This is a genomic window from Streptomyces sp. NPDC048415, from assembly GCF_040651675.1.
Taxonomy (GTDB): Bacteria; Actinomycetota; Actinomycetes; order Streptomycetales; family Streptomycetaceae; genus Streptomyces.
Genome location: NZ_JBEZKJ010000063.1, coordinates 38,545 through 49,812, shown reverse-complemented (window position 1 = coordinate 49,812; position 11,268 = coordinate 38,545). Strand labels below are relative to the sequence as shown.

Below are 11,268 nucleotides of genomic sequence, written 5' to 3'. Positions count from 1 at the left end.
GGGGGCCCCCCCGGCCCCGGGGGGGTCCCCCGCGCCCCCAAAAAACCCCACCACCCCCCGGGGGGCGGGGCCCCCCCCCCCCCCCCCCTCTCGTGCGTCCTCCCGCGGCGGAAAAATCACCGGCGTCTGTCGATTCGGCGTGATCCTGTTCGTCGGTGGGGTGTAGGAAGCTCATGAGCACCGGGAGGAACCATGAAGTACATGCTGCTGGTCTGCGGTGACGACACCGCAGACGCCTCCGGTATGGCACCCGTCGAACCCTGGGTCGAGGAGCTGGGCGCCGAGCGCGGCGTACGGCTGCACGGTCACCGGCTGCGGCTGCCCGCCGACGCGGTCACCGTGCGGGTGCGGGGCGGCGAGGTACTGCGCACCGACGGGCCGTTCGCCGAGACGAAGGAGTACGTCGCCGGGTTCGACATCCTCGAATGCGACAGCATGGAGGAGGCGATCGAAGCGGCGGCGAAGCATCCCGTCGCGTCCATCGGCGCCATGGAGGTGCGCGCCTTCTGGGACGACGAGGACGCCGAGGGGGAGATCCGCCGGCTCGACAACGAGCTGACCGAGGCTCTGCGCGAGCGGGACATCGACCGCAGGCTGGCCTGCTACACGGCGGACACGGAGGTGTTCCACCCCATGAGCGGTTTGGAGCAGCGCGGGATCGACGCCCTCCGCAAGGCCCAGGAGTGGTTCTTCTCCACGGTGACCGGGCCCGTGTGGCGCGAGGTGCTCGAATTCCGTCTCCGGGTCGACGAGAGCGTCGCGTTCAGCCACGGGCTCGTCCGGATCCGCGGCACGTTCGCCACGGGCGAGCCGCTGGACAGCACGGCGCGGGTGACCACCGGCTACCGTGCCGTGGGCGACCGTTGGCTGATCGCCCATGAGCACGCGTCGGTCCCGTTCGAGGCAGGCCTCAGGGAGGAGCGGTCATGAAGTACGTCCTGTTCATCTGCACCCCCGTCGGCGGCGAGGAGCTCAGCCCCGAGCAGATCGCCGACGACCCCCGCTTCACCTCGTACATCGACGAGGTGCGCAGCCGCGACATCGTGAAGGGCGGCGCCCGGCTGCGGCCGTCCAGCGACGCCACCACCGTCCGGGTCCAGGGCGACGAAGTCCTGCTCAGCGACGGGCCGTTCGTGGAGTCCAAGGAGTACGTCGCGGGCTTCGACATCATCGAGGTCGCCGACCTCGACGAGGCCATCGCGCTCGCCTCACGGCATCCGGCGGCGCTGGGCGGCGGCTCGGTGGAGGTGCGGCCGGTCTGGGAATGAACGACACCGACGTGCGGGAGGCGGTCGCGGCCGCCTTCCGGGAGGAGTGGGGTCAGGTCGTCGCCACCCTGATCCGGGTGACCGGCGACTGGGACCTCGCCGAGGAGTGCGCGCAGGACGCCTTCGCCCAGGCCCTGGAGCGGTGGCGGCGCGACGGTGTGCCGCGCCGCCCCGGCGCCTGGCTGACCACGACCGCGCGCAACCGCGCGCTGGACGTGCTGCGCCGGGAGGCGGTCGGGGCACAGAAGCTGCGGGAGGCGGCCGTGTCAGCGCTACAGGAAAGGGCGTACGACGCCGAGGACGACAGCGGTGTGCACGACGACCGGTTGCGGCTCATCTTCACCTGCTGTCACCCGGCGCTCCCGATCGAGGCCAGGGTCGCGCTGACCCTGCGCACCCTCGCCGGGCTGACCACGCCCGAGATCGCCCGCGCCTTCCTCGTCCCCGAGGCGACGATGGCGCAGCGCCTGGTCCGCGCCAAGCGGAAGATCCGCAACGCCGGCATCCCGTACCGCGTTCCGCCCGCGCACCTTCTGCCGGAGCGCACGACGGGCGTGCTGGGCGTGCTCTACCTGCTTTTCAACGAGGGATACGCCGCCACAGCAGGCGCCGATCTGGTGCGCACGAACCTGTGCGCGGAGGCGATCCGCCTCGCCCGCGTGCTGGCCCGCCTGATGCCCGACGAGCCCGAAGTGCTGGGCCTGCTGGCCCTGTTGCTGCTGCACGACGCCAGACGCGGCACGCGGGTCGATGCGGCGGGCGAACTGGTGACGCTGGAGGACCAGGATCGTAGGGCCTGGGACAGGGCCGCCGTCGACGAGGGCGCCGCCCTGCTGGAAACCGCCCTGCGTCGCGGTCGTCCAGGTCCGTACCAGATCCAGGCCGCCATCGCCGCCTGCCACACCACCGCCGCCACCGCCGAGGACACCGACTGGGCCGACATCGACGCCCTGTACGGCGAGCTGGAGCGCTTCGTGCCCTCCGCCGTGGTCCGGCTGAACCGCGCGGTGGCCGTGGGCATGGCCGAGGGCCCGGAGGCGGGACTCGCCCTGGTGGCGGAGCTGGAGGAGGAGGGCACGCTCGACGGTTACCACCTGCTGCCCGCCACGCGCGCGGATCTGCTGCGCCGCCTGGGGCACCCGGCGGAGGCGGCCAAGGCGTACGCCAGGGCGCTCGAGTTGGTGGAGAACGCGGCCGAGCGGCGCTTCCTGGAGAAACGGCTCGCGGAGTGTCGATCGGCGTAGGGGTCGTTCGTCGGTGGGGTGCAGGAACCCGATCGCGACATTGGAGACTCCCGTGACCGCCACCGCCACCGCTGCTGTCCCCACCTCGCCCGTCAGGAAGGCGCTCGCCCTGCTGCTCGCGCGCCGCGGGCAGCCGACGCCCCACGCGTCCGGCCTCTCGCTCACGTCCGGCGGCCCGGTCGCCCGCCATCCGGTCGTACCGGGCCCGAGCACCCCCGATGCCTGGCTCGCCGGCCTGCGCCTGGGGAGCTGAGCCGCCATGACTGCCACCACCAAACCCACGGACATGTCCCTCACCACCCGCGACCCCCGTCGCTGGCGCGCTCTCGCCCTGCTCTGCCTGGCCGGATTCATGGTCATCCTGGACTCGCAGATCGTCGTCCTCGCGCTGCCGACCATCGCGGACGGACTGGGCTTCTCGGCGGGCGGCGCGCAATGGGTCATGAGCGCCTATCTGCTCACCTTCGGCGGGCTGCTGCTGCTCGGCGGCCGGATCGCCGATCTGCTGGGCCGCCGCCGCGTCTTCATGACCGGCACGCTGTTGTTCGGGCTGTCCTCGCTGCTGTGCGGGTTCGCCTGGAGCGCGGGCGTGCTGGTGGCGGCGCGCGCCGTGCAGGGCGTCTCCGCCGCCGTCATGGCGCCGACCGCGCTGTCCCTCCTCCTCAACACCTTCGAGGAGGGGCCCGAGCGCAACAAGGCCCTCGCCATCTGGTCCGGCAGCGGCGGCTTCGGCGCCACGGCCGCGCTGCTGATCGGCGGACCCCTCACCGACGTGCTCGGCTGGCAGTGGGTCTTCTTCCTTAATGTGCCGGTCGCCTTGCTCCTCCTCGTCCTGAGCCCCCTGCTGCTGCGCGAGAGCCGCACGGGGGCACGTACCGGTTCGTACGATCCGGCGGGCGCGCTCACCGTCACCGCCGCGCTCGTGGCCTGTGTGTACGCCGTCGTCGAGGCCCCGCGCGCGGGATGGCTGTCCGTGCAGACGATCGGCCTGTTCGCTGTCGCCGGCGCGCTGGCGCTGCTCTTCGTCCGGGTCGAGGCACGGTCGGCGCAGCCGCTGGTGCCGCTGCGGCTGCTCCGGGCGCGGTCGGTGAGCGGCGGCAACCTCGTGGTGTTCCTGCTGGGCAGCTGCGCCTTCGGGATGTCCTACACGCTCTCCCAGTACGGGCAGGGCGTGGTCGGCTACTCGCCGCTGCGGTTCGGCCTCTACAACGTGGTGATGCCCGCGACCGCGGTCATCGGCTCGTACGCGGGCCAGGCCCTGGTCACCCGCATCGGTGCCCGCCCTGTCGCGGTCGGCGGCCTCGCGCTGGTCGGCGCGGGCAGTCTGCTGCTGGCCGGGGTCCCGGTGGACGGCCGATTCGTCCGCGACCTGTTCCCCGGGCTGCTGGTCTTCGGGCCCGGCTTGGGCGCCTGCGCGGTCGCCGGGTCCATCGCGGCGCTGACCGGGGTGGGGGAGCGGGAGTCGGGCGTGGCGTCCGGCATCAACACCGCGGCCTTCCAGATCGGCGGCGCGTTCGGAGTCGCTGTCGTCACGTCGGTCGCCGTGTCCTGCACCGGCGGCCCGGGTCTCGCGGGTCTGACCGCCGGCTACCGGGCCGCGTTCACGGCGTGTGCCGTCCTCGCGGCGATCGGCCTGGGCTGCGCGCTCGCCCTGTTGCGCCGGCCCGAACGGCCTGGCCCCGACCGTCTGGTCACTACGAGTCGAGCGCGTTCGTGATCGCCTTCACCCCGTCGTGCGCCGAGTAGCCGCCGTCCACGGTGATCTCGGCGCCGTTCACGTAGGACGACTCGTCCGAGAGGAGGTACACGACGAGGGGCGCCACCTCGTCGACGGCGCCCGGGCGGCCCTGGGGTGTCATCGCCAGGTGCGCCCGCACGAAGACCGGGTTCGCGGTCGCCATCAGCGGGGTCTCGATGTAACCCGGGTGGATCACGTTCGTACGGATGCCGCGGGGCGCCAGCTCCAGGGCGGCGACCTTCGACAGGCCGCGCAGCGCCCACTTGCTGGCCGTGTAGGCGACGGCGTGGTGGGCGGTGAGGCCCGCGACCGAGCCGACGTTCACGATGGACGCACCGCAGGACATGAGCGGGGTGAGCGCCTGGATGCCGAGCATCGGGCCGGTGGTGTTCACGGCGAACGCCCGGTTCCAGTCGGCGAGTTCCAACGACCCGAGGCGGGTGCGCATCGGGATCCCGGCGTTGTTGACGAGACCGTGCACCTCGGACAGCGACGCCGCGAGGGCGGCCCAGTCGTCCGGGGAGGACACGTCCAGGTGCCGGTAGCGCACGTCCAGGCCGCTCCGGCGCCGGCACTCTGAGGCTCGACGGTGGCACGGTCATCAACTCCGAGAAGTCCACCTTCCTCAACAAGGGGCAGCAGACGACGATCAGTGTGGACGGCTCGCGGGGCGCCCGGCTCAACCCGGGCAACGGGATCATCCTGCAGATGATCGAGCTGGACGACCCGGGCCCGGTGAACGTCGACGGGAAGATGATGAACGTCGGCGTCTACAGCGAGCCCACGGACGACCCGGCGAAGGACTACGCCTTCGACACGACCCCGGTCCACACGGCCGACGGCGCCGCCGCCTTCACCTCGATCGCCCTCAAGGGCGACTTCTACAACGGCATGCGCAAGGGCAAGAACATGGTCCTCACCTTCGAGGACTCCACTGTCCAGGGCGTCATCTCGGCGACGCGCGCTAAGCACCGCGTCAGCACGATCGACTCCTCGAACTTCTACGAGCTGGGTGAGGTCACCAACACCGTCCAGGCGGCCGTCAACAACGGCGTGGTCGTCCAGCTGGGCAGCGGCTCGACCCGGACGGTGACCGGGACCTCGTACCTGACCAAGCTGACCGTTTCCGCCGACGCGGCCGTGCGGGCGCCGCGCGGCAAGTCCGTGACGATGACGGTGGACGGCGCCGCGACGGCCATCGCGGCGGGGAGCAGCTACTCGGGCGCGATCGTCCTGACGGTCGGCTGATTCACTGCCCGGCCCGCCGGCCGAGTTCGAAGACGCCGTACGCGAATCCCCCAGCCGTGATGGTGCCCTCGTCGATCGTGACCCCGGCGACCTCCAGAGGGTGTGCGTCGGCTTCGGCGTCGAACACGCAACTCACGTCATCGCGCCGCGGATTGACGACCACGAGATACCGCCCGCCTCGCACGTACACGAAGGGATATCCGGCGTGCAGCACCTCCACCGAGCCGCCCCGGCCCAGCTCCGGCGTGTTGGTGCGGAGGGCGACGAGGCGGCGTACGAGATGGAGGAGGGAGGTGTCGTCGGCGAACTGGGCGGCGACCGTCGGGCGGTCCGGGGACGGGTCGAGGGGGAGGTAGAGGCGGTCGGGCGGGGCGGTGGAGAAACCGGCGTTGGGACTGTCGTCCCACTGCATGGGGGTGCGGGAGCCCGCGCGGTTGTAGCGCGGGCCCAGCACGCTGCCCTCCTTGTCGGGCAGGCCCGGGACGTAGCGCATGCCGATCTCGTCGCCGTAGTAGATCGCCGGAAGGGTCGGCCAGGTCAGCTGGAAGGCGAAGGCGGTGGGGAGCTGATCGGCCGTGCGAGGACCGCAGTTGAGACGGGAGAAGTCGTGGTTGGCGGTGGGCAGCGAGATGAAGCCGCTGTGGCCGAGGGCGGCGGAGGCTTTCTCCCAGGCCTCGACGAAGGGGCGCGGCGAGCCCCCGCCGTCCGGGTCGAAGAAGCAGTCGAGCGGGTCCCAGAGCTCGTCGACCGTGCCCTCGCCGTTGCTCCACAGCGACCGCAGGGCGAGGCCGTCGGTGGGTCCGCCGAACTGGAGGAAGAAGTCCGTGTGGAAGCCCGCGGGGATGGACACCTCGGGCTCGCCCCACTCCGACAGCAGCACCGCGTCCGGGTGGGCGCCGTCCAGCCAGTGGCGCAACTCCCTCCAGATACCGGCGGTTTCGGTCTTGTCGGGGTCGTCCTTGACGAGCGATGCGGCCATGTCGACACGGAAGCCGGCGAGGCCGAGACCCAGCCAGTGGTCCATGATCGTGCGCAGGGCCGCGCGGTTGGCGCGCGGTCCCTCCGCGTCGACGGGGCCCCGCCAGGGCTCGGCCGGATCCTGGCGCGCATAACCGAAGTTGAGGGCGGGCTGGAAGGCGAAGAAGTTCGGCAGGTATGCGCCCGGGCGGCTGCCGGGGGAGGCGACGAAGCCGTCGGGGCGGCCTTCGGGCGCCCAGATGTAGCGGTCGTCGGCCGGATCGTTCGCGGCGGCCCGGAACCATGGGTGGGCGTCCGAGGTGTGACCCGCCACGAGGTCCAGCAGTACGCGGATGCCGCGGCGGCCCGCTTCCTCGACGAGCTGGGCGAGGTCGTCGTCACTGCCGTAGCGGGGCGCGACGTTCAGGTAGTCGCAGACGTCGTATCCGGCGTCGCGGAACGGTGAGTCGAAGCACGGGTTGAGCCACACGGTGTTCACGCCCAGCCACGCGAGGTGGTCGAGGCGTTCGGCGATTCCGTTGAAGTCGCCGATGCCGTCGCCGTTGGAGTCGGCGAACGACTGCGGATAGATCTGGTAGAAGACGGCGTCGGCCAGCCAGGCGGGGGCGGGACGGAACGAAGTCATGCACGCGACCATAGATCAGCGCAGACGGCGCGCGCTGCCCCTAAGCTGAAGGGGATGTTCACCCCGCAAGGCCCCACCCTCCGCGAACTGGCCGTCCAGGCCCTCTCGTCCGTCGAGCACGGCTACGACCTGCTCGCGCCGAAGTTCGACCACACGCCCTTCCGGACACCGGACTCGATCCTCGACGCGGTCGGCCGGGCGCTGGAGCCGATGGGGCCGTTCGGCGCGGGGCTCGACCTGTGCTGCGGCACGGGCGCGGGCATGGAGGTGCTGCGGGAGCTGTGCCTCGACAGCGTCGCGGGCATCGATGTCAGTGCGGGGATGCTGGCGGTCGGGCGCGAGCGGCTGCGGAGTGACGGTCCGCCGTCCCTGGCGTGGGTGCGCGGTGACGCCCGCGCCCTGCCCTTCGGCTCCGCGTTCGACCTGGTGGTGAGCTTCGGCGCCTTCGGTCATTTTCTGCCGAGGGAGCTGCCGGGCCTGTTCGCCCAGGTCCACTCGGTGCTGCGGCCCGGCGGGCGTTTCGCGTTCCCGGTCATGGCTCCGCCCCGGCCGAGCTCGCCGTGGTACTGGGCGCTGCTTGGCTTCGACGCGGTGATGCGGGTGCGCAACGCCGTCCGGCGTCCGCCGTTCGTCATGTACTACCGAGCGTTCCGGCTCGGCGACGTACAGCGGGAGCTGTCCCGGGCCGGATTCGAGGTGGAGCTTCACGCGCTGCCCGAGTTCGGATACCGGCGGGACGGCAGCCCGCGGTGCCGGATGGTCGTGGCGACGCGGGGCCCCGGCACGGCGCCCGCATAGCTTCTCCAGGTCCACCTGACCGGGCAGAGGCCTGTTTCTCTTTGAGTTTGTTTTTCAAACTCGCACGCCTATAGTGAGTCCGAGTTCCCAACTGAGTAGCTTCAGGCCTCTCTGCTGGACCGACCGTGCGAGGAAACGCGATGACGACCACCCTGCCCGACGGCACGCACGACGCGGAGGCGACCGTGGCCCGCATCGACCCCCTGTGGTGGTCGTGGGAAGGCGCGCACGGGGGGCACGCCGCGGCGGTCGCGCTGTCCGCCGTACGGGACCTGAGCGGCGCCGCGGACCCTGTTCGCGCGCTGACGACCCACTTCCTGCGTCCGGTCGACGCACGCCCCCTGGTGCTCTCGGTGACCGTGCCGTCGGCCGGGCGCCGCGCCTCGACCTGCACGTTCACCGGTCAGCAGGACGGGAGGCCGGTGCTGGTCGGCTCGGCCGTGTTCGGCCCGGCCCGCCCGGGGCCCTCCTACGAGGGCTCTGGCGCCCCCGAAGTGCCGGGACCGGCGGACTGCCGGCCGCTGGACCTGCCCGGCCATCTCGCGCCCTTCGCCCAGCAGGTGGAGATACGCCCTGCCACCGAGTCCCTGCCGCTGGCCGGGGGAGAGCGGGCCGAACTGGTCACGTGGGTGAGGTTCGCCGACGGCCGGCCGCTGGACGCGGGCGCGGTCGTGACGCTCACCGACGTCCTGCCGCCGGCCCTCTACGCGCGCTGGCGCACCCCGCGCCCCGTGCCGACCGCCGAGCTGACCGTCCACTTCACCAACGCACTGGACGACGGCACCTCAGAAGGCTGGGCTCTGGTCCGTATCCGCACCGACCAGGCGGGCGGCGGCTGGGCGGTCGACGACAGCGCGGTGTGGGCGGCGGACGGCCGACTCCTGGCCGTCGCCCGACAGGCCAGGGTCGTCCAGGGCACCTGGGATCCCGTACCCTCCGCGCCGCCCGGCGGCCGCCGGTGACGGCGGCGCGTACTCATGCAGTCCCCGGCCTCGTACGGCCGTGGGAAGCCCGGGCGGCGGAGGTGACGCCGCCGCCCGGCGGTCGTTCTTGTCGAGTCCGCCGATGAGCCCCAGGTGGTCGGCGACCTGTCCGACCGTCTTGCCGGCGAACACCTCGGGGTGGGCCTTGGCCTCCTCGACCGTGTCAGGGTCGTCCGGCCGGGACAGCAGGACCGGCGCGTACCCGGCCTGCGATGTGGCGGGACCGCATCGGCCTCAGACCTCTTCCGCCGCCCCGCCCAGCGCCAGCGTCATCGCCTCGTCCAGCCCCAACTCCTGTCCCTCGCGCACCGCTTCGGTGAAGCGGGCGGTGCCGAGGATCGCGCGCAGCCGTCGTGCGTACTCCCTGCGGAAGACGGTCGTCTCGGAGTCGGCGAGCCGGGGGAGACCGGCCGCGTACCAGAGGCGTCTGCTGACGCCGAGGAGCTGGGCGGCGAGCTCCGGCTCACCCCGGCTCGCCTGCGCGGCCACCAGCAGATCGGTGACCGCCGCCGCGCCCAGGCGGTCATGCACGCGCCACTTCGCGGCCAGCGCCTCGCGCCCCGTACGCAGCGCCTCGTCCGGACGGCCCAGACCGATCCCGGCGAGCGCGACGAAGAAGTCGCCCCATGCCCGCATCCACAGCTCCCCGCGCTTCGCGCAGTCCGCGCGCAGCCGCTCGGCCACCGCCGCGCACCGCTCGAACGCACCCTGCCCGGCCAGCAGATAGGCCTGTACGGCGAGCGTCAGCAACTGGAAGAACTCCGCGCCTCCGCCACCCCCGGGCCACTGCGGCGCACTTCCGTACAGCACCGCCGAACGGGCCGACTCCCCCCGCACGGCCAGACTCGCCCCGGTCAACGGCAGTGCTGGTACGGGCAGTTGGCGTTCCTCCGCGAGCCACACATAGGAGGCGCTCACGGACTCCGCGGCATCCAGGTCGTCGGGTACGACGGTGACCAGCCGGTGCGTCCAGATGGCGAGCGTGTGCTCGGGGCCGAGGTCGTGCCCCCGGCGTAGCGCCCGCTCCAGATATCCGCGTCCCTCCTCGGCGAAGCCGCAGGCGAACCAGAAGTACCAGAGTGTCCCCGCGAGTTCGAGAGCGGTCTCCGGTTCCGGCGCCGCGAGGCACTCCTCCATCGCGAGCCGCAGATTCGCGTGCTCCGCGGTCAGCCGCTCGGCCCACATCCTTTGGCCGGGACCGAGCCACTCGGCCTCGCCCTGCCGGGCGGTCCAGCGGAAGTAGTCACGATGGCGGCGGCGTACCGCCCCCTCCTCGCCGAGGCCGCCGAGCCACTCGGCGCCGAACGATCGAACGGTTTCGAGCATCCGGTACCGCACGGCCGCGCCCTCGTCCTCGCGCGTCACGATCGACTTCTCGGTGAGCGAGCCGAGCAGTGAAAGTATCTCCTCGGCGTCCAACGGGCCGCCGTGGCAGACGAATTCGGCCGACTCCACGTCCCAGCCACCGGCGAACACCGAGAGGCGGGCCCACAGCAGCCGCTCCAGCGGGGTGCACAGCTCATGGCTCCAGCCGATCGCCGTACGCAGCGTCTGATGGCGGGCGAGCCGCGGCCGGGCGGGCGAGACGAGGAGGTCGAAGCGGGAGTCGAGGCCCTTCAGGAGGCGGTCGAGGGGGAAACCGCGCAGCCGGACCGCGGCCAGCTCAAGTGCCAGCGGAATCCCGTCGAGGCGGGCGCACACCGCGGCCACGCTCGCCCGGTTGGCGTCGGTCAGCGCGAACGCCGGTATGGCCGCCACCGCGCGCGCGGTGAACAGTGCGACCGCGTCGTCACGTTCACCGAGCGGGAGCGGCGCCACCGCCAGCAGCCGCTCGTCGGGTAGGCCGAGGGGCTGCCGGCTGGTGGCCAGAACGCGCAACTCGGGCAGCGCCGCGAGGAGTTGCGGCAGCACGCGCGCGCACTCGTCGAGCACGTGCTCGCAGGTGTCGAGGAGGAGCAGCAGCGGGGCCCCGGCGAGATGTTCGCAGAGCCCCTCCAGCAGGGGCCGCAGGGTCTGCTCGGTCAGCCGGGTCGCCTGTGCCACGGCGTTGGTGAGCAGATCGGGGTCGCGCAGCTCCGACAGCTCCACGAGCCACACCCCGCCCGGGAACGTCTGGCGCGCGGCATGCGCGGCCCGCAGCGCGAGGCGTGACTTGCCGACCCCTCCGGGGCCGGTGAGGGTCACGAGGCGCGTGCGGCCCAACAGGCTGGAGATACGGGCGAGTTCCTCCTCGCGTCCGATGAAGGCGTTGGCCTCGGCGGGCAGATTGCCGGTCGTGCCGTTGCGCACAGAGGCCGCCATCGCTCCCCCTCACCGGACCCGATGGCGGTCACCCTAACCCCTCACGCGCCCGCCGCTTCCGGCGTAGCGTGGAAGCGTCCCGGCA

The 11,268-nt window shown here is 72.2% G+C and carries 10 protein-coding genes and 1 pseudogene; 8 read left to right on the top strand and 3 right to left on the bottom strand.

Translation table 11 applies throughout. The features are described from left to right. Positions 1–192 precede the first annotated feature (192 nt). From AB0D27_RS31555 to AB0D27_RS31535, 5 genes are read left to right on the top strand one after another with little or no spacing between them, the layout of a single operon-like run. On the top strand, positions 193–930 hold the full coding sequence (locus AB0D27_RS31555) for a YciI family protein (RefSeq protein WP_362515594.1): 738 nt from the start codon (positions 193–195) through the stop codon (positions 928–930). After that, positions 927–1,268, top strand: coding sequence for a YciI family protein (locus tag AB0D27_RS31550; protein WP_362515592.1), 342 nt, complete (start codon positions 927–929; stop codon positions 1,266–1,268). The genes AB0D27_RS31555 and AB0D27_RS31550 overlap by 4 nt, the downstream gene beginning before the upstream one ends. Further along, complete coding sequence (locus tag AB0D27_RS31545) at positions 1,265–2,512, top strand: RNA polymerase sigma factor (RefSeq protein WP_362515591.1); 1,248 nt, start codon at positions 1,265–1,267, stop codon at positions 2,510–2,512. Before AB0D27_RS31550 ends, AB0D27_RS31545 begins: the two co-directional genes overlap by 4 nt. A 52-nt stretch (positions 2,513–2,564) precedes the next feature. After that, positions 2,565–2,765, top strand: coding sequence for a hypothetical protein (locus AB0D27_RS31540; RefSeq protein ID WP_362515589.1), 201 nt, complete (start codon positions 2,565–2,567; stop codon positions 2,763–2,765). Positions 2,766–2,771: 6 nt separating this feature from the next. Then, positions 2,772–4,229: an MFS transporter gene (locus AB0D27_RS31535; protein WP_362515587.1), complete on the top strand. Its 1,458-nt coding sequence runs from the start codon at positions 2,772–2,774 to the stop codon at positions 4,227–4,229. Here the strand turns inward: AB0D27_RS31535 and AB0D27_RS31530 are convergent. Beyond that, positions 4,207–4,806: pseudogene (locus AB0D27_RS31530) on the bottom strand (SDR family oxidoreductase); the annotation flags it as partial. The gene AB0D27_RS31535 and the pseudogene AB0D27_RS31530 sit on opposite strands and share 23 nt — an antisense overlap. A gap of 98 nt (positions 4,807–4,904) precedes the next feature. Between AB0D27_RS31530 and AB0D27_RS31525 the strand changes: the two are divergent. Beyond that, a complete protein-coding gene (locus AB0D27_RS31525) occupies positions 4,905–5,498 on the top strand; it encodes a hypothetical protein (RefSeq protein ID WP_362515585.1) in 594 nt (197 codons plus the stop codon). Between the two features lies 1 nt (position 5,499). Here the strand turns inward: AB0D27_RS31525 and AB0D27_RS31520 are convergent, their stop codons facing one another. Then, positions 5,500–7,101, bottom strand: a complete 1,602-nt coding sequence (locus tag AB0D27_RS31520; RefSeq protein ID WP_362515583.1) for an alpha-amylase family glycosyl hydrolase — start codon at positions 7,099–7,101, stop codon at positions 5,500–5,502. A gap of 54 nt (positions 7,102–7,155) precedes the next feature. On the opposite strand from AB0D27_RS31520, the gene AB0D27_RS31515 reads away from it, so the two are divergent. Together AB0D27_RS31515 and AB0D27_RS31510 are read left to right on the top strand one after the other, a co-directional pair. Continuing rightward, entirely contained in the window at positions 7,156–7,899 is a 744-nt protein-coding gene (locus tag AB0D27_RS31515; RefSeq protein WP_362515581.1) for a class I SAM-dependent methyltransferase, read from the top strand. 140 nt (positions 7,900–8,039) lie between these two features. Beyond that, a complete protein-coding gene (locus AB0D27_RS31510) occupies positions 8,040–8,861 on the top strand; it encodes a thioesterase family protein (RefSeq protein WP_362515580.1) in 822 nt (273 codons plus the stop codon). A 255-nt stretch (positions 8,862–9,116) separates the two neighbouring features. On the opposite strand, the gene AB0D27_RS31505 is transcribed toward AB0D27_RS31510, so the two are convergent. Continuing rightward, the gene (locus AB0D27_RS31505) at positions 9,117–11,183 is read right to left on the bottom strand and encodes a hypothetical protein (RefSeq protein WP_362515578.1); all 2,067 of its coding nucleotides are present in this window, start codon (positions 11,181–11,183) and stop codon (positions 9,117–9,119) included. Positions 11,184–11,268: the final 85 nt, after the last annotated feature.

Coding starts and splice junctions, on each gene's coding strand:
- AB0D27_RS31520 (WP_362515583.1), bottom strand. CDS start 7,101: ATGACTTCGTTCCGTCCCGCCCCCGCCTGGCTGGCCGACGCCGTCTTC.
- AB0D27_RS31505 (WP_362515578.1), bottom strand. CDS start 11,183: ATGGCGGCCTCTGTGCGCAACGGCACGACCGGCAATCTGCCCGCCGAG.
- AB0D27_RS31555 (WP_362515594.1), top strand. CDS start 193: ATGAAGTACATGCTGCTGGTCTGCGGTGACGACACCGCAGACGCCTCC.
- AB0D27_RS31535 (WP_362515587.1), top strand. CDS start 2,772: ATGACTGCCACCACCAAACCCACGGACATGTCCCTCACCACCCGCGAC.
- AB0D27_RS31510 (WP_362515580.1), top strand. CDS start 8,040: ATGACGACCACCCTGCCCGACGGCACGCACGACGCGGAGGCGACCGTG.
- AB0D27_RS31515 (WP_362515581.1), top strand. CDS start 7,156: ATGTTCACCCCGCAAGGCCCCACCCTCCGCGAACTGGCCGTCCAGGCC.
- AB0D27_RS31550 (WP_362515592.1), top strand. CDS start 927: ATGAAGTACGTCCTGTTCATCTGCACCCCCGTCGGCGGCGAGGAGCTC.
- AB0D27_RS31545 (WP_362515591.1), top strand. CDS start 1,265: ATGAACGACACCGACGTGCGGGAGGCGGTCGCGGCCGCCTTCCGGGAG.